Annotated in this window: 16 protein-coding genes and 1 pseudogene; 10 read left to right on the forward strand and 7 right to left on the reverse strand. The window is 67.8% G+C overall.

Annotated elements, in window-relative coordinates; all coding sequences use genetic code 11:
* The first annotated feature begins 159 nt into the window (after positions 1 to 159).
* The 3 genes from LV79_RS14615 to LV79_RS14625 all read left to right on the forward strand — a co-directional run bounded on the left by LV79_RS14615 (position 160) and on the right by LV79_RS14625 (position 5,783).
* Positions 160 to 2,247 (forward strand): HelD family protein, encoded by a 2,088-nt coding sequence (locus tag LV79_RS14615; RefSeq protein WP_253836653.1) that lies wholly within the window; start codon positions 160 to 162, stop codon positions 2,245 to 2,247.
* A 901-nt stretch (positions 2,248 to 3,148) separates the two neighbouring features.
* Positions 3,149 to 4,015 carry a hypothetical protein gene (locus LV79_RS14620; RefSeq protein ID WP_253836655.1) on the forward strand — a complete coding sequence of 289 codons (867 nt, stop codon included), beginning with the start codon at positions 3,149 to 3,151 and terminating at the stop codon, positions 4,013 to 4,015.
* Between the two features lie 433 nt (positions 4,016 to 4,448).
* A complete protein-coding gene (locus tag LV79_RS14625; protein WP_253838585.1) occupies positions 4,449 to 5,783 on the forward strand; it encodes a hypothetical protein in 1,335 nt (444 codons plus the stop codon).
* A 248-nt stretch (positions 5,784 to 6,031) separates the two neighbouring features.
* On the opposite strand, the gene LV79_RS14630 is transcribed toward LV79_RS14625, so the two are convergent.
* Positions 6,032 to 7,345: a fibronectin type III domain-containing protein gene (locus tag LV79_RS14630; RefSeq protein WP_253836657.1), complete on the reverse strand. Its 1,314-nt coding sequence runs from the start codon at positions 7,343 to 7,345 to the stop codon at positions 6,032 to 6,034.
* A 557-nt stretch (positions 7,346 to 7,902) separates the two neighbouring features.
* On the opposite strand from LV79_RS14630, the gene LV79_RS14635 reads away from it, so the two are divergent.
* A complete protein-coding gene (locus LV79_RS14635) occupies positions 7,903 to 8,790 on the forward strand; it encodes a tetratricopeptide repeat-containing protein (RefSeq protein WP_253836659.1) in 888 nt (295 codons plus the stop codon).
* Positions 8,787 to 9,158 carry a hypothetical protein gene (locus tag LV79_RS14640; protein ID WP_253836661.1) on the forward strand — a complete coding sequence of 124 codons (372 nt, stop codon included), beginning with the start codon at positions 8,787 to 8,789 and terminating at the stop codon, positions 9,156 to 9,158. The genes LV79_RS14635 and LV79_RS14640 overlap by 4 nt, the downstream gene beginning before the upstream one ends.
* A 363-nt stretch (positions 9,159 to 9,521) precedes the next feature.
* Here LV79_RS14640 and LV79_RS14645 read toward each other — a convergent pair whose 3' ends face one another.
* Positions 9,522 to 10,187: a hypothetical protein gene (locus LV79_RS14645; RefSeq protein WP_253836662.1), complete on the reverse strand. Its 666-nt coding sequence runs from the start codon at positions 10,185 to 10,187 to the stop codon at positions 9,522 to 9,524.
* 231 nt (positions 10,188 to 10,418) lie between these two features.
* Between LV79_RS14645 and LV79_RS14650 the strand changes: the two genes are divergently transcribed.
* Complete coding sequence (locus tag LV79_RS14650; RefSeq protein ID WP_253836664.1) at positions 10,419 to 10,772, forward strand: hypothetical protein; 354 nt, start codon at positions 10,419 to 10,421, stop codon at positions 10,770 to 10,772.
* 367 nt (positions 10,773 to 11,139) lie between these two features.
* Here the strand turns inward: LV79_RS14650 and LV79_RS14655 are convergent, their stop codons facing one another.
* On the reverse strand, positions 11,140 to 12,414 hold the full coding sequence (locus tag LV79_RS14655; RefSeq protein WP_253836666.1) for an MFS transporter: 1,275 nt from the start codon (positions 12,412 to 12,414) through the stop codon (positions 11,140 to 11,142).
* A gap of 574 nt (positions 12,415 to 12,988) precedes the next feature.
* On the opposite strand from LV79_RS14655, the gene LV79_RS14660 reads away from it, so the two are divergent.
* Positions 12,989 to 13,216: a hypothetical protein gene (locus tag LV79_RS14660; RefSeq protein WP_253836668.1), complete on the forward strand. Its 228-nt coding sequence runs from the start codon at positions 12,989 to 12,991 to the stop codon at positions 13,214 to 13,216.
* A 552-nt stretch (positions 13,217 to 13,768) separates the two neighbouring features.
* On the opposite strand, the gene LV79_RS14665 is transcribed toward LV79_RS14660, so the two are convergent.
* Positions 13,769 to 14,641: a MerR family transcriptional regulator gene (locus tag LV79_RS14665; RefSeq protein WP_253836671.1), complete on the reverse strand. Its 873-nt coding sequence runs from the start codon at positions 14,639 to 14,641 to the stop codon at positions 13,769 to 13,771.
* An 886-nt stretch (positions 14,642 to 15,527) separates the two neighbouring features.
* Here LV79_RS14665 and LV79_RS14670 point away from each other — a divergent pair.
* Positions 15,528 to 18,221 carry a response regulator gene (locus tag LV79_RS14670; protein ID WP_253836673.1) on the forward strand — a complete coding sequence of 898 codons (2,694 nt, stop codon included), beginning with the start codon at positions 15,528 to 15,530 and terminating at the stop codon, positions 18,219 to 18,221.
* Between the two features lie 298 nt (positions 18,222 to 18,519).
* Here the strand turns inward: LV79_RS14670 and LV79_RS14675 are convergent.
* A pseudogene (locus LV79_RS14675) lies at positions 18,520 to 18,723 on the reverse strand (transposase); the annotation flags it as partial.
* A gap of 91 nt (positions 18,724 to 18,814) precedes the next feature.
* Between LV79_RS14675 and LV79_RS14680 the strand changes: the two are divergent.
* Together LV79_RS14680 and LV79_RS14685 are read left to right on the forward strand one after the other, a co-directional pair.
* Positions 18,815 to 19,087 carry a hypothetical protein gene (locus LV79_RS14680; RefSeq protein WP_253836675.1) on the forward strand — a complete coding sequence of 91 codons (273 nt, stop codon included), beginning with the start codon at positions 18,815 to 18,817 and terminating at the stop codon, positions 19,085 to 19,087.
* 429 nt (positions 19,088 to 19,516) lie between these two features.
* Positions 19,517 to 20,593, forward strand: coding sequence for a hypothetical protein (locus tag LV79_RS14685; RefSeq protein ID WP_253836677.1), 1,077 nt, complete (start codon positions 19,517 to 19,519; stop codon positions 20,591 to 20,593).
* Positions 20,594 to 21,738: 1,145 nt separating this feature from the next.
* Here LV79_RS14685 and LV79_RS14690 read toward each other — a convergent pair.
* Together LV79_RS14690 and LV79_RS14695 are read right to left on the reverse strand one after the other, a co-directional pair.
* Positions 21,739 to 22,464, reverse strand: coding sequence for a helix-turn-helix domain-containing protein (locus LV79_RS14690; protein ID WP_253836679.1), 726 nt, complete (start codon positions 22,462 to 22,464; stop codon positions 21,739 to 21,741).
* Positions 22,464 to 23,039, reverse strand: coding sequence for a hypothetical protein (locus LV79_RS14695; RefSeq protein ID WP_253836681.1), 576 nt, complete (start codon positions 23,037 to 23,039; stop codon positions 22,464 to 22,466). Before LV79_RS14695 ends, LV79_RS14690 begins: the two co-directional genes overlap by 1 nt.
* Positions 23,040 to 23,053: the final 14 nt, after the last annotated feature.

Consider the following 23,053-nt stretch of genomic DNA (forward strand, 5'->3'; position numbering starts at 1 on the left):
ATCGGACCAAGGCCGCGGGTGGCGTCACCCCAGGTGTCGTGGTATCCGGAGTACCAGAGGCCAGGCGGCTGAGGCGGCGGCGAAGAACAAGACTGTTCTTCCCGGACATGGCTGTGCACTCTCGAAGGCACCAATCGTCAACCCAGGGGGCCTACGGGGATGACCGGTAGTGACATCGACCGTGAGATCGACATCGAGCAGCGGTATGTGGCGGATCTGTACGCCCGTGTGGATGCCCTGCGCGTGGTGGCGGCCGCGCGTTTGCTGGCCGCGCGGCGTGCCGACGGGGATCGGGACGCGGTGGCTGTCTGGCACGCGGAGGTGGCCCGGCTGGACGCGGCGGAGCAGGGCTTGTGCTTCGGGCGGCTGGACATGCACGACGGAAGGCGTATCTACATCGGCAGGCTGGGGCTGTTCCGGGACGGGGACGCGGAGCCGTTGCTGGTGGACTGGCGCGTCCCGGTGGCCCGGGTGTTCTACACCGCGACGGCGACCACTCCGCATGGCGTGCGACGGCGGCGGCGCATCACCATGCGAGGCCGGGCGGTCGTCGCGCTGAACGACGAGCTGCTGGACCTGAACAGTGCCGGTAGCGGTGGTCTGGTCGGGGAGGCGGCGTTGCTGGCGGCGGTGACCGCGGAGCGGACCGGGCGGATGAGCGACGTCGTGACCACCCTGCAAGCCGAGCAGGACCGGATCGTCCGGCACGAGACGAGCGGGGTCCTGGTGGTGCAGGGTGGTCCTGGCACGGGCAAGACGGCCGTGGCGCTGCACCGCGTCGCGTACCTGCTCTACACCCGTCCGCACCTGCGCACCCGAGGTGTCCTGGTCGTGGGTCCCAGTCGGGTCTTCCTCGACTACATCGGCCAGGTCCTGCCGGGTCTCGGCGAGAACAGCGTGGTGACGGCCACCATCGCCGACCTATGGACGGGTAACGAGACCAGCCGGGTGGAGCCCTCCGAAACCGCGGAGCTCAAGGGCCGGGCGGTGATGGCCGACCGGTTGGCGGCCGCGGTGCGGTCGCGGGTCCAGGCGCCGGACGACCCGGTGGAGGTCGAGTTCGAGGGCCAGGTGGTGCGGCTCGACCAGCGCACGTGCGGCCGAGCGGTGCGGAAGGCCAGGCGGACCGGGCTTCCGCACAACCAGGCCAGGTTGGCGTTCCAGCGGGAGATCGTGGATGTGCTCGCGCGGCGCCTGATCGAGGACATGGAGGCGATCGTGCTCACCGACTCCGGTGCGGCGATCGACGGCGGCAGCCCGGACGGCCGCCTCAGCGAGGCCGACCTGCGCGCGCTGGCCGCGGCGGGCGTCGTGCTCGGTCAGGACGATCACGACGGACCGAGGACGCTGCTGGACGAGACCGACCGGAACGGCCTGCGGGACTCGCTGCTCGCCGACACCGGCGTCCAGGCCGCGCTCGACGGGGTGTGGCCGCCGCTGACTCCGGAGCAGGTGGTGTCGGACCTGCTCGGCGAGCCCGCCGACGGCTGGAGCGCCGCGGATGTCCCGCTGCTGGACGAGGCCGCCGCCCTGATCGGGTTCGACGACCGGGCGGTGTTCGGGCACGTGGTCGTCGACGAGGCACAGGAGCTCTCCGAGATGGCCTGGCGGATGCTCATGCGCCGGTGCCCCACCAGGTCGATGACCATCGTCGGCGACCTCACCCAGACCGGCGACCCGGCAGGCGCCACCTCCTGGGACCGCGTGCTGCGGCCACACGTGCGGGACCGCTGGCACCTCGCTCGGCTCACCGTCAACTACCGCACACCAGCGGAGATCATGGCCGCCACCACCGACCTACTAGCCGCCCACCACCCCGCGACGCCACCACCCCAGTCGGTCCGCTCAACCGGCGAAACCCCGTGGCGCACCCGCACCACCCCCGCCGACCTACCCGCGGTCATCGCCCACCTCGCCTCTACACACACCGACGGCCAACTCGCGATCATCGCCCCCACCATCCACATCAGACCCCTCTCCACCGCGCTTTCCCTTCCCACACAACCGGACCTGACCCACAAGGTGGTACTACTCACCCCCGACCAAGCCAAAGGCCTGGAGTTCGACTCAGTCCTGATCGCCGACCCCACCACAATCCTCAGCGCCTCACCACGAGGCCACAACGACCTGTACGTAGCCATGACCAGAGCCACTCACCTACTCGGAATCGTGCACCCCGGCCCACCACCGACCGAGCTGTCGGCCATCCGGGAACTCTGCCCTGACCTCCCCCGCATCCCACGATGAGGTGACGTGTGTCCACAAGCTCCCGCGACCGCAGAGGTCCCGGGCCTTGTCGTCCCCGGGGTGAGCGCCATGTCCTAGCGTGCCGTGTCGGTCGCCCTGCCGCCGTCTATAGGCGTAGATGAAAAGGCGGCCGTTCGAGTGGACGTGCCACCACTGCGACCGTCCCAACGACGCACCACACATGCGAAAGCCCTCACGGCGCGCGCCTGGCCCCGCAACTGACGCCGCACCGGGAGGCTGCCTTCGCCGCAATGGGGCGTGGCGAAAGTTCCGCAAGCCGCAGGAGCTCCACAGCGCCCTTGAACTGGAACCGCACTACAACGCCGAAGACCGAGTGCTTGAAGCCAGCAGTTGTTCCGGTAGGGGTACTTCGCCGCGAGGAGACCCCGTGCGATGGGGACAGCACCAGGTTTCTGCGGTGCTCTCGGTGGTGGCGGTGGTCGCCTCGACCTTGTCCCCGAGCAGGGGAGGCGCACCAGCGGTCCGCCGACCCAGCAGCACCACCCGGAGGCGCCAGCTACTCCTACGACGGGGCGGGTCAGCTGGTCGGGGCCGACGGGTCAGTGGCGCGGTGCACCTATGACGCCGCGGGCAACGCGCTCGGTGTGGACCGGCTTGGGGACACCCGCCCGTTGAGTGGGCCGTGGCGGGGCTTGACGTCGTCGGGTAGTCGGCGCTTCTCAAGGGAGCCGGTCACTGTGGGGGGTGATAGGTTGTCGGTGGCCCCAGACCCCGGTTCTCGACGATCGCGGAGGCAGGTCACGGGCCGACGACTCCTACTGGATGAATCACATCCACCTCGTTCGCCGATCGGCCCTGGCGTGTGCCACCGCCGTCTGTGTCGAACCGTCCGCCCACGTGGCGGGGAAACCACTATCCTGTTCCAGGAATCGAAGTAGTCATGCGACGTTTGCACAGTGTGGTCCAAGTCCTGCTCGGAACCACCATCGCGGCCGGTGGTGTGATCGCCATCGCCCCGGCGGCGCAGGCCATCACCATACCGGTGGCGTGCAGCGAGAACGCCCTGGTCGCGGCGGTGACCCTGGCCAACTCCACTCCCACCGCCGATACCCTTGTCCTCGCGGGCGGCTGCACGTATGGCATGACCACCGGCCACGGGGGTGCCGCGAACGCGCTGCCGGTGATCACCACCCCGATCGAGATGGTCGGCCCCGCCACGGTCACCAACGCCTCACTTCTGGGCCTGGGGTTGTTCCGGATCGCCGAGGTCGGCCCGAGCGGCACGCTCACGCTCACGACCGGGGTCGCGTTCACCCGCGGCAATGTCCTCGGTGACGGTGGCGGAATCCTCAACCGAGGTGCCGTCACCCTCACCGGCAGCACCCTGACGGGCAACACCGCGTCGGGCAACGGCGGTGGTCTCGCGAATGCGGACACCCCGTCGGGCACCGCGCCCGCCGCGACGCTCACCAACAGCCCGCTCTCGGGCAACCTGACCCTGCTCGGCAACGGCGGTGCCGTGTACAACGGTCTCCGCGGCACGCTGACGGTCACCGGCGTCTCCGGCAGCCCGCTGTTCATCACGAACAACCGGGCAGGCCGGGGTGGCGGGATATCCGCGGTCCGTTCCACCGCGACGACCCTCACCCAGACGGCCGTGACCGGCAACCACGCGTTCCTGCTGGGCACCGCGGGCGGCGTCTACCGCCAAGGCGGCACCATGACCACTACCGACTCGCCCATCACCGCCAACACCCCGAACAACTGCGTCGGCAGCGCCCCCGCCGTACCCAACTGCACCGGCTGACCTCCGCGGCTGTGGCACCGCGGATCCACGCCTGGCCCACCACGTCGGTGGGCCAGGCGTGGATCCGCTCGCCGGGAACCCGGCTGCTGGAGACCGGAAAGTCCTGGCCAAGCTCGCCGTTGTCCAGAAAAAGGACTCAAATAGGTTTGCCGCTGCATCCGCGCTGGGGAAGCTCTTGTCGCGTTCTCCGGTCGGACATTCTCTCGCCGAGAGGAAAGTCCTCGCAAGAGGGTGACAAGCCAGCACTTTCCTTGCCAGTTCCGATGGATCAGCGCAGGGTCGACCTGGGAGTTCAGACGAGCGGGCGTATCCGTCCGCCTCGCCGCACCGCGAGATCTTCGCGAAGAAGACCTGTCTCCCGAGCTGGTGGCCAACCCTTGCCTCCGGCGGCAGCGACCGACGATCCGACTCATCGTGGAACTGGAGAAGAACCTTGAACTCGACCATGCGCGCCACCACGGCGGTACGAGTCCGACGTGCTCTGATCGGGCTGGGAACCGTGGCGGGATTCGCCCTGGTGGCTCCCGGCTCCGCCTACGCCGCGGATCCGACCGGCTGTGTCCGCACCGGTGAGAACGTGACCTGCACCGCGGGCGTACCCGCGGGCCAGGTCGTCACCGGCTCCGCCAACGCCAACACCATCACCATCAGCGGCGGCCCGGTCGCAGGCACGATCTCCACGTTGGGGGGTAACGACACCATCGTCATCACCGGCAGCGCGGGCATCAACGGGGCGACGGGTCCTCCCGGCACGAACGGCACGGTGGGCACCCCTGCGGGGACCGCGGGAGGCAACGGCGGCGTCGGGACCACCGGCGGCGTCGGCATCAGCAGCACCGGCATCGTCGATGGTGGTGACGGCACCGACCAGATCACCGTCACCGGCGGTCTCGGCGGCACTGCGGGCAACGGCGGTCCGGGCGGGACCGGGCTGAACAGCGGCGCGGGTGGCGCGGGCGGCAACGGTGGTGTCGGCGGTGTTGGCGGCGCCGCCAACGTCGGTTCCATCACCGGCGGTGTCGGCGGCGACACCGTCACCGCCACCGGCGGCAAGGGCGGCCTCGGTGGGATCGGCGGTCTGGGCGGCAACGGCGGAGCCACGGCAGGCGGGGCGGGTGCGGGCGGTATCGGCGGTGCCGCGGGCGTCGGCGGTGTCGGCAACTCGGGGACCGTCAACGGCGGCACCACGGACTCCGGCATCGACAACATCACCACCAACGGCGGTGCGGGCGGTGCGGGTTCCGCCGGTGGGGTCGGCGGCTGCGGTAGCGGCGGCGGTGCGGGCGGCGTGGGCGGCGCCGGTGGCGCGGGCGGTGTCGGCAACTCCGGGACCGTCAACGGCGGTGCCGGAGCGGACACCCTCAAGAGCAAGGGCGGCCTCGGTGGCCTCGGCGGTCTGGGTGCCAAGGGCGGTAACGGGCTGAGTGCCACACAGCCTGGTGGCGCGGGCGGCCTCGGCGGTGCGGGCGGCGCCGGTGGCGGCGGCAACTCCGGGACCGTCAACGGTGACGCCGACAACGACATCATCACCAACACCGGCGGGACCGGCGGCAACGGCGGTGCGGGTGGCAGCGGTGGCACCGGCTGTGCCGGTCCTGGCGGCGCGGGCGGTCTGGGCGGTGCCGCGGGCGCGGCAGGCACGGGCAATGTCGGAACCGTCAACGGCGGTACCGGCGTGAACACCATCACCAATCCCAACGGCGCGGCAGGCCTGGTCGGTTCGAACGGCGTGGCAGGCGTCAACAACACCGGTGTCTGCGCCTGCTGATCGGGTAGCGACAAGCCTTCTCACGAAGGGCCGGGGTTCCTGGCGATCACCAGGAACCCCGGCCCTCCGCCGTGCCTGCGCTGACCGCGATCGTGGCGACGAGGAACCGGCCGCTGTCCCAGCAGGCTCGGATCGCTGGAGCCGCCAAGGCCTGCGGTCGTGGTCCTAGGGCGCGACTGGGGTCGGCCGCTGGTCGGTCGCCGTGGTGAGCGGAACGGGTGTTCGGGAGCCTCCAGAGAGGCCGTTGCTCACGGGGTCAGCAACAGGGTGGCGCGGTGGTCGCTACCGGAGAGCAGGGTGTTCGCCGCGGCGGTCAGCGGGCCGCACCCGGTCAGCGGCGGCACGGTGAACGCCGCGGTCAGCTCTCCACCCAGCCGCAGGTCGAAACCAGGGCGCGAGCGCAGCGGCAGGTCGATGGGCGCGGTCCGGCAGCCCACTGGCACGGAGAATCTCCTGCCGCGCACCGTCACCGACTTCACCACGACAGCCACCCGTGCGTTCGCGGTGAACACGGTCGACGACAGGGAACCGGTGATGGGTGCCGCCTGCTCGAACTCCACGTGCGCGGACACCCCCCGCGCTGACACGTCGGTCGCGTTGAGCGCCAGTTCCGAGCTGTGTTTGCCGGAGGCCGCGTCCACGACCGTGTGCAGGGACCCGCGCAGGGGCACGACCGCGCCGTTGACCGCGGCGGATCCGGTGATCGCGTAGTGGAAGGTCGCTGTTCGCGGGAGAGTGCGAAGTTTGATCGGCGGGGTTGAGCGGACCAGGCGATCGGGCCGGGTGATCGGACGAACTTGGACGTAGTACGCGGTGTCCGGGACCAGACCGGTGATCACCGCCGACCGGCTGTCGGCGCCGGTCGTGGCGACGACCGAGTCGTCGAGCAGCACCTGGTAGCCGGTCGTGGCCGCGTCCGACGGACCCCACTGGGCGGTGATCGTGTCCGCGGTGGACGTGGTTGTGAAGGGTGTGGGCGCGGGCGCGTAGTCGACCCGCATGTCCATTGTGGTCACCGAGTACCAGCGGGTGGCGGGCTGCTCCCCGCGTGTGCACAGGGTGCTGACCGGCGGGATGTCCGACCGGTCCGCCCGCTTGCCGGTCAGGCTGATCTGGACGCTGTCCACCTCGACCGTCGTGGATCCCCAGGCGTTCCCGACCAGGGCAGCGGTCGCGTACCCGAACACCGGCACTACCACGTCCTGGCCGGTGACCGGGGTCGGACGCAGGTCCAGGGTCCGCACCGCGGTAGCGCTGCCCAGGGCATTGCGGGACTCCAGCCGGACCGCCACGGTGCCCTCGACCCCGACCGCGCCGACCGCCGCCAAGCCCGCGGCGGGAATGGTCAGCGTGCCTCGCACCGCACGTGGCTCCGGGCCGAGCCAACCGTAGATCGGGTCCTCGGCGTTGGTGGCGAGCACGAGGTCCGCGCGAGCGACCACCGAGGAATCACACATCCGCGCCACCGCGACCGACCGCTCCACCGCACCGGCGACGCCTCCTACCGCGAGCACGCCACCCGCGGCGACGAGCACAGCGGTGATCACGGGTCGTACGCGCATGGGGACGTCCATTCGGCCGGGACCACTCGGTGTCGGAATGGTAGGGGCGCTGCAGATCGCCGGCAATCAGGTTGCGCCGAACGCGGGCCGGTGCTTTCACGCTCGAGTCGATGAAAGCGGCAACTTCTCCTCGAACGATGGATTTCGGCGACCACCGCTCTCCGACCTGGACAGGTGAACGCGGGGTGCCCGTGTCGAGCGAGACGTGCGACACCGGCACGGGGTCGCGGTGCGTGTGGGACGTCGCCGGCCCCGACTGGGCCACCGGCGGCACCATCTGCTCCTGGGCGTTAGCCACCAACGTCAAGTCGGTGTGGGACTGCTGCCCGAGGTCGTTGCTCGCCCGCACCCGGCCCGGCGGCCGGTGCGTGGCCCAGGTATGCGTGGCGCGATCGCCTTCGCCCTCGGTTCCGTTGGCCGAGCGGGGAATCCCTCCTCGCCGCCGACTGGAGGGACCGATCCCGCTTGACCTCGGGGCGATCATGTCAGGGTGGACAACCACAACCACCTCTCCGGTGACGTGCACCATGCCGTCATGGCGCACTCCATCAACGGCGATGTCCACCTGGGTGCGCCACGACCGCCGGGCCCCACACCGGTTCGACCAGCTCCCGGTGCGCTCCGCCGCCTTCCAGAGCCGCGACGTGGTCCTCGGTGACGGCTGCACGGTCGTGGTCGGCGTGGCCGGGGCGGGCAAGACCCAGCTCGCGGCCGACGCCGCGCACCGGGCGCGGGCAGCGGGTACCGGGGTCATCTGGATCGTCGCGGGCTCCCCTGCGCAGGTGACGGGCGCCTACGCCGATCTCGACGAGCGTGTCAGCGGCGTCCGAAGGGACACCGACGCGGCCGCCCGGTCGTTCCTCGGTTGGCTCGAGACCCACCCCCACCTCGTCGTCCTCGACGGTGTCCCCTCACCTGCCGACGTGCACGGGCTCATCCCGGTCGGTCAGGTCATCGTCACCACCCAGGACCGCGGCGCCGCGCGGCGCGCCGACGGCAGGAAGCTGGTCGAGGTCGGCCTGTTCACCCACGGCCAAGCCCGCGACCGCCTCGCCTCCTGGCTCGCCGACCAGCCCCACCTCCTCGACGGCGTCGACGACCTGGTCGTCGAACTCGGCCACCTCCCGCTGGCCGTCGCCCAGGTGGGCGCCTACCTCGCCATCACCTGCGCCGACTACCTCGACCGGTTCCGCGCCCACCACGACCGCCTGTCCGACCTGTTCCCCGACGACCACGACCGCGTCGTCGCCACCACGTGGACCCTGTCCATCGCCCGCGCCGATCAACGCCGACCGGTCGGCGTTGATCGACCGCTCCTGCGGTTGCTGTCGCTCCTGGACCCCGCGGGCATTCCCCTCAGATCCTCACCGCACCCGCGCTCCACGAGTTCCTGGACGCGGACGAGACCCAGGTCCGCGACGCCGCGCGGTGCCTGGACCGGTTGAACCTCATCTCGATCGACGACCACCCCGCCGCCGCGGGCGTCGCCATCTGCCTGCACGCCCTCGTGCAACGCGCCACTCGCGAGTCGAGCGCGCCGGACACCGAGATCGAGACCGCCGCCCAAGCGCTGTGCGACACCTGGCCCGAGGTGGAGACCGATGCCGCTGTCGCGGACGCGTTGCGCCAGAGCGCGACCGCGCTCGGCAGGTGCGCCGGGACACTGCGCCCGAATCCACTGTGGACCCCGCGACCGCATCCCGCCCTGATCCGCGCCGGACGCAGCTTGGAGGACGCCGGACACCTCACCGCCGACATCCACGGGAACGCCGAGGATCCGGCTGACGGGGCGGAAGCCCCGCGCGCCCGCTGACCCGACAGCAGTTCGGCAGAGGTGAACCGACATCGGCCGCACGCGACTACGGCGTGCCGCGACCACCCGGCACACCCCCGGGCCGCGGCCCCGGTGCACACCGCACTCCCCGGGGCGGGTGGCCAAGGCCGTCGTCAAGACTGGCGACGACCCGCGCACTGACGCGCGCGGAGAGGTATCCGGCAACGTATGCGAGCCAGTGCCCGGGCAAGAACGAGTCCGCGGGCACTGGCCCGACCCCGCGTCCGGCCCGCTGACAACGCGGGGGATGCTGCCGACCGAACGACCGGCAACTCCTGAGTGTTGATGACGGCGACAACTACCGCTCGGTCCACCCGGTGGCCCATCAGGCAAACCCTGCGGCTACCGGTGTGCGGCCCGCCGCAGGCAGCGGGCCGCACACCGGTCATCCTGATCGGGATCAGCCGGTGCAGGCGGGTAGGTGCGCGGCCTGGATCCAGCCCCAGCGGCTGCCTGGGGTGCGTAGCCCAGGACCCACTGCTCGGGCTTGAACGGTGTGCCCTCGGTGGTGCGGCACTTGTCCCGGGTGATGCGGAAGTCCCAGCCGCGGTCGAGGTTGCCGATGGCGAACTGCTTGGGGCCGCTGCGCAGCGTGCCGGGGGTCCCGACGTGCAGGGTCTTCTTGGTGGGGCCGTGGTGCGGGGGGTTCATGTCGACGGCCTTGGGCGCGTTGTCGCCGCCGACGGCTCGACGGTCGCCCAAGGGGTGGGCGTAGGTGTCGCGGTCGGGGACGGTTCGCTTGTCGTCCTTGGCCGTCGCCCCGCGGGGGAACTCACGGGCGACGGGGTCGACCAGGCAGGACTTGTCGACCCAACCCCACCAGGGGTAGGTCCCGCCGCGGCCGTGCGAGTCCGGTGCACGGGTGTAGTCGAGCACGAGGGCGTGGGCGCCTGCGGTGTAGCGCACACCCACTGCCTTGGACGCCGTCGACGGTCCCGCGGACCACTGCCGATCGGGCAGGCCCGCTTTCGGGTAGTTCCAGTTAATAGCGCAGTCGTGGGCGAGCACCGTGGCGTTGGTGTAGCGCGGCTTGGGCTGGGGCGTGGTGCTGTCAGTCAGCGGCGGTGGCGGTCGCTGCCGACAGCGACAGCAGTGCCGTCCCAGTTGACCCACCACGCCGACGTCCGGGAAGGAAATCGGTCACAACCGGCTGACGGCGGACATCAGCGGATGCCGCCGGACCGCACCGGATGCCTGTGACCAGCGCTTTTCCCTGTTCGTGCACGTGGAGGAGATGCCGTGTCCACCGCGCTCGACCAACTCCAGAGAGCCTTGAGCAGACTGAGGCTCAAGGCCGGACAACCGACCTACGAGCGGCTCGCGACGCTGACCAGGTTCAGCCAGACCGCGGTCAACGACGCCTTCATCAAGCCCTGTCGCCCGAGCCGGCAGGTGACACGCGCGATCGTGCGCGCGCTCGACGGCGACGAGGACGTGGTTCTGCGCCTCGACAATGATGATCGTCCGGTGCACCGCAGGAGGATCAGCCACTGCGCCACCGACTCAGGCCACCAGCCGGGACTGGATCATGAGGTTCCAGGATACTCGTACCCACCCGTGGCGGCGCAAGACAGTTTGTGGTCAATGGTCTAGTCGGTTGGCGAGGAACGTCGTGCAGGAGGTTGGCGGCGCAGGTGGCAAGAGCGTGCCGCGGGTGTGCGGGAGCCCGACGCCGTGCTCCTGATCCCCGTCCTCGGTGTGGAGTCGGGATTCTCACCGCTGCCGTGTCGAGATGCCCGGCTCATTGTCGACCGCGTGTCGGGCCGGGGTGCGAGCAGCGGAGACAACTGCCCTGTTCTGAGCGCGATCGTCTTGGCCGCGCGATGGTGACAAGGGTAACCCCAGAGGCGCTGATTGGTCATCGTCGCCGCCAGGCTGCACGAGGTGGCGGGACTGTGGAACGGTTTCCGGTGGTGACCCCCTCGGGACCCTGTCGGCGTTCAGCGGGTGCATCGCTCCACTAGGGCGCTTGGGCCATGGCCCGACGCGCTGTCCCGGCGGCGACAATCAGTACGGCCGCGAACAACACGTAGGAGGCCAGCAACCCGCTGGAGCTCTCGGACGAGCTGAGTGTGCCGCCGATGGCGCGTCCCAGCAGTTGTCCGGTGCACTCGGCCGTGATGACCGCGGCAGCGAGGTCCGTCGCGGTGAACGCACCCGAACTCGAAGTCGTCGACCTGATGTACAGGCCGGGATAGGAGAGTCCCACCCCGATCCCGCCCGCTGCCCAGGCGACGACTGCCACCGCGAAGGGCATGCTGACGACCAGCCCCGCGGTCAGCACGGCGGTTCCGAGGGCGGCCAGACCAAGGCCGATGGAGGGAAGGCTCCGTGTGTTCCGCGACGAGGTGAACCGCGTTGCGAGCAGGCTCGTCAACCCCCAGCACAGTGGCGCCGCGCTCAGGACGATCGCTGCCTGCCCGAGGCTCATCTGCATTCCGGAGGTCAGCAACACGGTGATCAGGCTGTCCGCGCCGAAGTAGCCGACCGCGAACAACACCATCGTGCCGAGAGCGGCAGGGGTTCCCGGGCTGAACCGCGCGGTCCCCTCCGGCATGAGGCTGACCATCCCCGCCAGCGCCGCCGCGGCGCCGATGATGGCCAACGGCCACCACTGCATGCTCAGCACCACACCCGCGGCGCCCAACGGGATCAACAGCGTTCGAACCAGCGGGCGGTGGGCGGACTCCTCCGGGGGGTCACCGCGAACGGTGCGCACCACGAGCAACCGTCCGAAGAGGACGAATGGTAGCGGGACGAGGAGGGTCCAGCGCCACCCCACGAGGTGTTGCAGACCCAGGGTCGCGGCTGGCCCGACCAAGGCGGGCAGGATCCACATCGCCGATGAGGCCGCCACCACCTGGATGCGCAGTTGCTCGTCCAGGTAGCGGATCGCGGAACTGATGCCGAAGACCGCCAGGAGCCCACTCGCGAGCCCGTTGGCGAACTGGCCCGCGGCGAACACCCACGCTGCCTGGGAAGTCGCGGCCAGGACGAGCCCACCGATGTAGATGACGATCCCAACCCCGAGCGCGCCCCGGGTGCCCAGCACGCGCAGAACCCGGCTCGCCAGAGGCAGTGCCACGAACAACCCCAACGTCGACCCGGCGATCAGCAGTGCCAGGTCGTTCCGCGCACCCAAATCAGGGGCGACGACGGGCAACAGCGTGGCGGCGACGAAACTGGTCACCGCGGCGGCGAATTCAAGCGAGACGATCCCGATCGCGAGAATCAAGGACCCAGTCTTCTGATTCACACGACCATCAGACATCCCAGCACGTTAGCATCCGAGTCCGATGTCTACCACGCGGCCATCACTCGCGGTTTCCCCGAGGCCTCCCCACGGCAATTTCCAGCCAGCAGGTTCGAGCTGTCGCAACAGGTGATCTTGGTGTTCGGGGGGAACGTCCTCTGTCACGTCCAGGGGTCACGCGGGTGCTGTGCGCGACGGTGAAGTCACGGGCCCTACGACCGTGCGCGGGCTCACGGCCTCCGGCCTGTGACGGAGATCTTCCGGCCAGTGGTCGCGCGAGGCAGCCGACCGTCACGGGGGCGAAGACGCCGTAGTAGTCAGGTGCCGGGGTCTCCCGCTGGGTGCGCGGGTCGTCGTGGCGGATCGCGGTGATCGTGCGGTCACCGGTGAAGTGGGTGAGCCCCGAGGCGTGCTTGGAGTACTTCGAGGGCAGCGAATCGCGGCGAGCGGGTGGGGTGGAGTCGCGGCGGGAGTGCAGGGCGGCCGAGTTGCTCCGGGCAGCCGAACCGCGGTGACGGAGGGGGCTGGGAACTGGTAGTCGGCACCGCCTGCCCGGGTGACGTACTTCGTCGACGGGACCTTGGTCGGCGGGGTGACCGGGGTCTGCGAGCGCGGTTCGTGCACGCTCACCTTCGCCCCCGAGGTGACCAGCAGTCTGGGCGCACCGTCCAGGCGCACGCTGGTGGGGACGCCTGTGCCGGACCAGAGCAGGGCGCCAGAGCGCAGGTCGACCACGTGGAACGGGCCAGGCCCCGAGACGACCGCGGTCTCCTGGTCGAGCTAGGTCACCTGGGACCTGGTGGCGCCGGGCACCGTGGCCCGCCACCTCTTGGCCCCGGTGCGCAGGTGGTAGGCGGTCGCCGAGTCCCCGGGACCGTCCTCGTCCTCGCCGATCACCAGTAGGGCACAACGATCAGATCACCATCCACCACGAACCGGCTCGGCCGGGACGCGCCAGCGCTCCTTCGGTTCACCCACCGGCACCGGGGGCAGTGCCCGCCAACCCGCCTGCCGGTTCCACAGTTCCGTGCGGGCGAGTTTCGACGAAACCTCGCCGGACGACGACTCGGTGTCCCGGTTCTGGTGTGGGGCACGAAGCCCATCGAGATGGGCGCCAGTTGCTTGTCGTCCACGGGCAGTGCGAGACCCGCTGCGCCTGCCCGGCCGAGCTGTGCGGAGAGTTGGGCGATTGCCGTGATGGCGAAGCTCGCCGTGGTGAGTGAGGTGAGCTGGTCAGGGAACAGGTGGGCGAGCGTCGGGTGTTCCGGGGCGAGGTCGCGCACGCCTTGGTTGGTGAATGTCCAGTCGCATGGGACGGGATCGGCGGTGCGCGTCGCTACTCCTCGGCTGCGTCGGGTTTGCACAACATCGTCACCGCGTTCGACAGCGACTTCGGCTGGTCCCACCCGCCGACCGCGGTCCGCCAGCCGGGTCCCGCGACGATCAGCCGCGTACCCAGAGCGGCGATCGCCGAGGCGGCGTTGTGGTGTTCGGGATCCCGGCGGTGCGACCACAGCACGACGGCTTCCGGTGTGGTCGAGGTGACCGCTCGCACCAGTGCCGGTGTGGGCATGGCCGCTCCCAGGACTCGAGCGGACACGTCGTTCTCCGCCAATGCGGCCGCCAGGGCCTCGACGGGCAGGGCGTGCTGTTCCCCCGGGGCGCAGGCGAGCATGACGGTGGCTGGTCGCAGTGGTCGGTGGACCCGGTGCAGTGCCACCGTCATGGACCAGGACAAGGCGTGTTCGTCGTCCACGCAGTCCGGATCGCTGCGTTGGTCCCGTTCCACCGAGGTCAGCGAGGGCCTGCAGACCCGGTCCCACGTCCGCACGACCCCCCATCGGTGGATCGTCTGGGTCAGCAGGTCCGCACATGTCGCGGTGTCCAACCGTTTGGCGGCCACGACCACCGCGGTGTGAACATCTCTGAGCGCTACCGCTCCGTGGAGCAGGTTCGCGGCGGCCGAGGGGCGCATGCCTCTGTCGATGAGTTCGCGCATCCGGGTCAACCGGACCAGGTCCTCGGGGTTGTAGCGTCGTTGCCCACCCTGCCGCGCCGAGTACGGTTCCATGCCGTAGCGGCGGTGCCAGGAGCGGAGCGTGGACTCGGAGACTCCGAGACGACTGGCGACCTGCCCCGCTGTCCACGTTGGTTGCCGGTCCTTTCCCTGGGCGAAAAGGGAGTCTGGCTCCTCGTGTTCGATGTTCATCGAGGTGGGCGTCCCAGGGTGTGCGGGGTACCTGGTGCGGAAAAGCTACGGATCATCTCTCCAGCTTCGACTCGACATGTGCGCGGCGGCAACGGGCACCCGAGCGGAATCGGAGTGCGGTTGACGCCTGCCCGGTGGGCTTGAGCGGCGTGGAGGCTCTGCGACGTTCGGCCACATCGCAGAGCCTCCACCGAGCCCTGGGTTAGGAACCGACAACCGCCCCCAGGACCTGCTGGAGAAGAGTGATCACGATGCCAAGCAGTCCAGCATCCATTGCGCTCCCCGATCATTCCCGCTGTGAACTCCTGACACGGATTGTTCTAGTCCCCGGCTGCCGGGCCCGCTCGGCAATACACGCGTTCTGATGACACTCCGGCGTGTACTTTCGTCGAAACCGTTGCATTTCTGTTGCGCAGCGTGGCGGAAGCGGAGTGTCGTGAAGAGGGCGCCGGGAGAGTGGATGTCCAGCGGCGAGGGCTTGTGCACGACCTCAGGCTCGGCGCACCGGACCGGCGTGCCTGCCGCCGCTTTCCCCAGCCGATGTCCGGTTCAGTGCGGTGGACGCACCAGCGGATAAGCGAAAGCGAGGCGCCAACGGCGAACTTTGGTCCTATCAGGACTCACCAGGACCGGACTCCACTTCACACCCGACGCTGTGGCCGGTTCCTGGATATCCGCTCATTGCGGCGGGCTCATCGCCCCTGCCCGGGAACCGCGCGCTGGTCAATGCCCCGATACGGTGATGGTGTGGCAACGGAATGAGGTCCAGACTCACCCCATGGATGATTGCGGTCGTAGCTCGGTTCACCGCCGTCTCCCGCGGATGGGCACCGTCGCGACGGTTGCGCTGATCGCGGTCGGTGCGATCACTCTGGTGGGATATGCGGTGGATTCCAGGACCCTCGCCGCACTGGATCCCGATGGGGTCGCCGTGGACCCGATATCGGCGATATCCCTGGTTCTCCTGGGGATCGCCCTGTACTTGGTCGCGCCCGCGGGCGGTCCGCCCGCCCGGCGGCGGACAGGACAGGCGATCGCGGCGGTCGTGGCCGTTGCCTGCGCCGTGGCCTTCGTGGCGGCCGTCGCCGGTCAACTCCCCACCGGCGACGCCTTGCTGTTCTCGGACCGGGTCCAGGCTTGGGCGGCGGGCACCGGTGCTCCCCCCGCGGTGGCGGCCGCGGCGCTCACGCTGGCCGCCTGCGGTGTGATCGCCCTGGACGTCGACACCGCGCTCTCGACCGCCGCCGCCGTGGTGGCGGCGGTGGCAGTGGTCGCAGGCGGCCACGACCCCGTGGCCGGCCACGCGATGTCGCTCCCGGCGGGAGTGGGTGTCGTCGCGGTCTGGGCAGCCGTCCTGGCGGCTCGGTCCGACCTGTCGGCGGTCCGCAACCCCGCGGGCCCGAACCGGGTGGCAGCGGACAGGTTCGGCTCGGTGGCTGCCGCGGTGGTGCTCCTGGCGGGCCCGCTGCTGGCGGCGGTCGGCGTGGTCGATGCCGCGACCCCCGCTGCCGTGCTGCTGGTGGCGGTGCTGCTCGCGACACTCGCCCACGCGAACGGGAGGTCGCGGCCCACCGCCGAGGCGGCCCCATTCGAGGGCGAGCAGCGGTTCCACCGCCTGGTGCTCGGCGCGCCGGACGCGATGGTCATCGTCGATGAGCGCGGCCTCATCACGCTGGTCAACCAGCAGACAGAACGGCTGTTCCGCTACCGGGCCGACGAGCTGGTCGGCCAGCCCGTCGAGGTGCTGATCCCGGAGCAGTTCCGCCGGGACCACGTGCGCAACCGGCACGAGTACCTCACCTCGCCGTCGCACCGCGGAATGGGCGTGGGCCTGGAACTGGTCGGCCAGCGCAGTGACGGCAGCCAGTTCCCGGTCGAGATCAGCCTGGCCCCCCTGGCGACAGACCAGGGGGTGCTGGTCTCGGCGGCCATCCGCGACACCAGCGAGCGCCGTGAGGCCGAACAGGCGCTGGCGGCCGCGCGCGACGAAGCGCTGGCGGCGGTGCGGGTGAAGTCGCAGTTCGTCGCGATGGTCAGCCACGAGATCCGCACCCCGATGAACGGCGTCATCGGCTTGACCGACCTGCTGCTGGACACCCCGCTGGACGCCTCGCAGCAGCGCTACGCCCAGTCGATACGCGCCTCGGGCCGAGCGCTGCTGACGATCATCAACGACATCCTGGACTTCTCCAAGGCGGAGGCGGGCAAGGTCGAGCTGGTGGAGACCGAGTTCGCCATGGACCAGGTGCTCGGCGAGGTCGTGCACGCCGCGGTGGAGGCCGCGCGCGACAAGGACATCGAGGTGGTCGGCCACTACCCGCCGGAGCTGCCCATCAGGCTGCGCGGCGACGCGGGCAGGCTGCGGCAGGTGCTGCTCAACCTGCTGGGCAACGCGGTCAAGTTCACCGAGCGGGGATCGGTGGTGCTGCGCGCGGAACTCCAGGGGGTCGACGACGACGGCAGGGTCCGCATCTGCTTCGCCGTCGAGGACACCGGGATCGGCATCGCCGTGGCGGAGCTGCCGTCGCTGTGCGAGCCGTTCTCCCAGGTGGAAACCGCCGCGAACCGCCGCTTCGGCGGGACGGGACTCGGCCTGGCCATCACCCGGGAGCTCGTCGGGCTCATGGGGGGCGAACTGGAGGTGGCCAGCGAACCGGGCCGCGGCAGCCGGTTCAGCTTCACGATGCCGTTCGACAGAGCGCCCGAGACGGACGCGCCCGTGTCCCGGCACTTGGCGGGACGCCGGTTGCTGCTGCTCGACGACAACCCCACGACCCGCGACCTGATCACCCGGCACGGCTGGGCCTGGGGCATGGTCCTGACCTCGGAGACCGACCTGACCACCATGCTCGAGCGGCTCCGCGCCGCCGAGCCGCTCGAGCCGTTCGACGTGGTCGTGATCAACCAGCACGTGGCGAACCGCCGCGGGCTCGACCTGGTCGCCACGATCGCGGCCGACACCGACCTGGCACACATCAGCACCGTGCTGCTGACCTCCGGGTCCTACCAGGACGACCAGCGGGCCATCGAGGCGGGTGCCAGCGCTGTGCTGCCCAAGCCGATCAACCCCTCCCAGCTCTACAACTGCCTGGTCGGATTGCTCGACCCACCCGCGGGGCCTGCCACCGGGGCCACGCCCTTCCCCGCCCAGCGCGGCCGCTCCGAGGTGGACGGGGAGATGATCCTGCTCGCCGAGGACAACGAGATCAACCAGATGGTCGCGGTCGGCATCCTGACCAAGCTCGGCTACCAGGTCGACGTCGCCGACAACGGCCTCGAAGTGCTCCGCCTGGTCGGGACCAAGCCCTACGCGGCGATCCTGATGGACTGCCAGATGCCGGAGATGGACGGTCTCACCGCCACGGTCGAACTGCGCCGCCGCGGCGAGGCGGCCGAGGTGCCCCCGATCATCGCGATGACCGCGGGCGCCTTGGCCGAGGACAAGCAAGCCTGCCTGGACGCGGGCATGGACGACTACGTGACCAAGCCCGTCGACCCGGTCGTCCTGCGCAACACCCTGGAGAAGTGGATCCAGCGCACGCGAAACCCCTCGGGCAGGCACGGGGTCGGCCAGTCCTAGACGTCGCGATGGCGCGGCCGCTGTGTCTGCCGCCAGGACAGGATGTCCCTTGTCCGCTAACGGCCGAGTCATTCACTCGGTCTTGTTCACCTGGGTGAAGGCCAAGCTGGTCCTGGTCCGCCGGGCCATTCCGGAGGTGAAAACGCCAGGCGCGAAGACCCTTTCGCGTGGCGAATCGGTGTTGTACCCGTAGTAAGACCGTGTCTCATGTGGGGAGCTTCTTGAAGCAGGTCAGGGCGGTGGCGAGGGTGGCAAAGGCGAGGTAATGGCGAGCGTGGCGTTCCCAATGTGTGGTGAGTCGCGACCAGTCGACCAGGCCTTGTTCGCCGAGACGGTCGAGGACGGCATGATTGATCCGGGTCCAGAGCCCGGCCTTGGTCCAGTCGGCGAACCGCCGATGCGCTGTGGGCACCGCGACCCCGAACGAGCGTGGCAGCATCCGCCACGCACGCCTAATGGTCAACACGAACACGATCGCGGTGAACACCGCTCGATCATCCACCGGAAGCGGCTCAAGGACGCCGAGGGGCGCTTGCAGCGCTACCAGGAGGCCATCGGCGCCGGGATCGACCCCCGCTGCCTTGGTTGACGCGATGAACCAGGCCCAAGCCGAGAAGTTCGCCGCACAGGCGGAACTGGGAGAGGCACCAGAACCGGGCACGGTCAGCGCCGCTGAGACCTACGCCGTGATCGACTCACTCGGCGACGTCCAAGCCATGGTGGACAACGCCGACCCGGCCAACCTGGCGGCCCTGTATGACGCGATGGGGCTGGAGATCCGGTACTTCAACGACGAAACGGCCGTCGAGATGACGGCCGCTCCACGGGTGAATAGTGTGCGTGTCCGAGGGCGGTTCAGTGCGTAAACCCTACGCCCAGCCCCAGGAGGAAGATCAGTTGGTCCCGTTCAGCGGTCCTGCTTAGACACTGCCATGGTCGCACCAAAATTTGCGCACACTGCCAGGAATGGCGAAAGTGAACCTGCGATTAGTGTCGATGTTCCTGCTGTCGATACTAAGTTCTTCCTGGCCGGAAACTATTTTAACCGCCTGACAAACTGCAAGATAAGCATCTTCCTGTTTGGAAGTTTAGGTGGAAGTTCGGCGTTTACGGGAATCGTTGGCATATCCCGTGAAGATTTGTGCGGCCATAGCTTGGCATCGAGCGAAGAGTAAGGACTTCAAGGGCTTGACCTCTCGATATTTAGAGGGCCCCTTCAGGGGACCAGTACGCGAGATTTGGCCGAGCGCTAGACTATGCGGCAAACCTAGCTCGACGGGTGAAATGGATACTGGGTGATACTGAATCTCTTACCCGCACTGCGGGACTTTCGATCCCCGCTCACGGTTGGATATTTGCTAGTATTGACCTGTTACTTGCAGTGGTCAGAACAGTACGAAAAGTTTCTTTCAAATAATTCATACGGAAAAAGCGTTGCCAAGCTGGCCGTCCAACTCGGTCCCGCGGCGACTATCGGCGCCGCAACGTTTGCGGCCTTTGTTCTTGGTTCGATTTGGGTCGACCTCATACCCAACGGTGCTCGTCGAGCTATACGCATTGCCAAAACTCCGATGTACTTTTTCTGGATCTGGCGTTCGGTCAATCATGGACTAATCGACAAGGCGATCTCATTTATCGACAGTGCAATTGCCGGTGCAGGTGAAAGCCGCATCCGTGATGCTATCGGCAGTATGGTGCGTCAGCGAGTCATGATGCGAGTGGCAGAGGATGGAGACTTTGCAGATGCAGTCAGAGGCCAACTAAAGGACTTTGAGCGAAACGTGCAGATCCCACTTATTGAGAATGAGGGGGTATTTCAGGTCGTGGATGTTAACCGCCACGTGACCGAGATCCTGCGAAACATAGATAATGTTCCCATGCGACTTCTCGGCGCCGAACCTGACTTGTGGAATACCTGGGATCGAATACGCGCCGAGGGTGAGTTCCGCACAGCTCTGGCTACAGCTCTAATTCCTCTAGGGGTGGTACTGGCGCACAACATTTCCCAATGGAATGCGCTAATAGTACTGATCTCGATTTGTTTGTGGGTGTTGGGCAATCGGAAGATGCGCCAAGCGAAATCGATGATCTATGACGCGCTAGTATCTGGGCGCGTCTCCATGCCCGAGTTAGAGCGGTTTAATAGCCTAAGTTCGACGTACGGGAGTCGTAGAACGACCTACGTTCAGGACCGTGAAATTGAGCCCTTAGCTCAATTTCACGCAGCCAATGAACGGTCTGACTCGATTGAGGCGGCAAACCGGTGGGGTTTGATAGAAATGTGTCGCAAGCACCTGTCATCTAGCGAACGAAGTTGGGCGGTCCGACTGAGGAAGTTACGGTTCTTATGGAGGATTGCCCGCTCTCGATAGCGAGTTTCGCAATGCTGGAATGATCACGCGAGAGGCGGCCGTCGGCATTAATATTCGCCATCGATTACAAGGTCGCGGTAATGGATAGATGTCGGTCGATTTCCTCAGGGACGGACAGCAGGTTGGCGGATCGCAACGTGGTTTCGGCTCGGTTGGAAGACGTCTCAGCGGAGGAGCGCGTCTTCGTGTAGCTGGCTAGCCTGGCCAGGTCGGGTGGCCAGGGAGTTCGATTGATCTTTCAGGCACAACAGAATCCTGGCTATTGGCGAGTAGGGGTGGGGTTGGAACTATCCATAGTGACCGGAGTTGGATCTCTGATCGTCTCAACGGGTGCGGCTGTAGCGACGTTTCTGCAATGGCGACGTAGTGGACACCGGGTGCGAGTGTCACTGATGACGGCACTCGTGTTCGGCTTCCCCGATGGGATGACCAGGTCGTGCGTGACCATCTCGGTCTATAACGATGGCAGACTTCCAGTTCAGGTGCTTCATTGGTCCCTCACGTCTGCGAGTAGCATCTTTTCCTTCGGCGGGGGCGGAGAGGTGTGGACTTACGGTCCTGAGAGGCCCGCCGTGTTGGAGCCCGGCGGAGCTCCGCTCATCTGGCACGTAGATTATTTCGCTCTGCGTGATTTTGCCAATCGGAAGTACCCTGATGAGACTCACAAGATTCGCGTGCGGGTAAACTGCGGCAGCAAGTCATACCGTTCGAGGGAGTTCGTATATCTCGACCTTCCACAAGAAGATGGGCGAATGCCCGATCGGCGATCTTGGTTGACTCGCCTCCGTGCTCGGCTGGACGCTTCGTTGTTCGCATACTTCGCGGTAGATAAGGCAACCTCCGAGAAGCGTTGGCATGTGACTGCCACTAGTGGATATCTAGGTGCGCGCAACGTGCGCCTCGACATCGTTCCTGAGGACGGCCTTGACAACGATGCAAAGCGCGCGGCTCTAGAGATCTTCCCGCCGGTGAAGTACCGCTACTTCTGGTGGAGGCGCACCATCTCCATTCCTGCGAGCGACTTGGACAAACTGCCTCGCAATCATCGATGGGAAGCACGCGTACGCTACAAGCCTCTCTTGGGCAGGGGCGCGGAGTATCGACTTATACTTTCGTAGTTGTATTAGCTGCGATACCGAGCTATTCTATCTCAGTGCGCCAACCGCTTGCATATGTAGCCAGATGACAGTTTGTTCGTGGGATAAACTTCGGTTACGCAGTTCTTCGATGCAAGCATTTGCGTGGGCAATGAGGATTATGTTGACCTGATTTGTTAGTTTGCCGAGAATCTGGACTTCGACACCCTTTGCTGGTGGTTTTCCGGTGAGGCGGGCTTGGGGGATGAGGAGGGTGTTGGCCCAGTGGAGCATGGTTGCGGCGGTGATGCTGAAGTTGTCGGATTCGATGGTGAGGGTGATGTGGTCGCTGGGCTTGGCTCGGACGGAGAGTTCGACGTGGCTGGGGGCGGGGAGTGAGTAGGTGGTCAGGTGGGTGTCGAGGGTGTTGGCGAGGTTGGTGATGGCCTCGCCGATGAGGGTTCGGCTCGTGCTTGCTGGGGTTCCAGGCGAGGGGTGTCGAGCGTTCGGGTCGGTGTCGGGCTGGAGTGGCGAGATGGGTGCTGCCGGGGTGCGTGATGTGGAGGTGGGTGAGGTTGCGCGGATGGCGGTGAGGTGACCGGCGGGCCATTCGAGGGCGGTGGAGAGGGCTTCGAGGGTTCGGTAGCTGCGGCGTCGCTCGACGGTGTTGTATTCGAGTTCTCGGATGATGGCTTGGGAGACGCCGGAGCGTTTGGCTACGTGGTGTTGTTTGAGGCGTAGTTGTTCCCGGCGTTGGGACATGGCTTGGCCGACTGCCTGCCAGTTGTCGGGCATCAGGAGGCCGCCTTGTGGTGTACGGGGAGCATGTCGCGGAGTTCGGCGGTGACGATGGCTAGGGCTGCGGCTGTGTGGTGTCGGTACGTGAGGGTGAGTTGTTCGTGGTGAGCGGTGCTGGTCATGGTGATGCCGTCTGGGGTGTGGGAGGCGGTGAGGGTTATGCCGGGGTTGGTGAAGGTGGCGGTCTGGCCGGAACTTCGGCAGACGTCGGCGAGGTGCTGGGTGTCGCGGGTGATGAGGGCGATGCTGTAGGTGGGGATGGCCGCGGGGTGGATGAGGGCGGTTCGGAGGTCGGGGGACAGGTCAAAGATCGTGGTCGCGGGGGCGCCGTCGGGGAGGTGGGCTTTGAGGCACCAGCGGTGGGCGAAGTGGTCGTAGATCGGGCCGTGGCGGACGATCAGGGAGTCGGCTGGGAGCGTCCGCGTGGTGGCATGGGTCGGCCCTTGGTAGGGAGTAGCACCGGGTACGGGGTGGCCACAGGTTGTCCTGGGCGGGACAGGTTGACGGTCGCGGCGGGACGGCCTGATCAGATACCTGACCTGCGGTTTCGCGGCTGGGACAGGGTGCGGCAAGCCGTCCCGAGTTG

This window comes from Actinokineospora globicatena, assembly GCF_024171945.1.
Taxonomy (GTDB): domain Bacteria; phylum Actinomycetota; class Actinomycetes; order Mycobacteriales; family Pseudonocardiaceae; genus Actinokineospora; species Actinokineospora globicatena.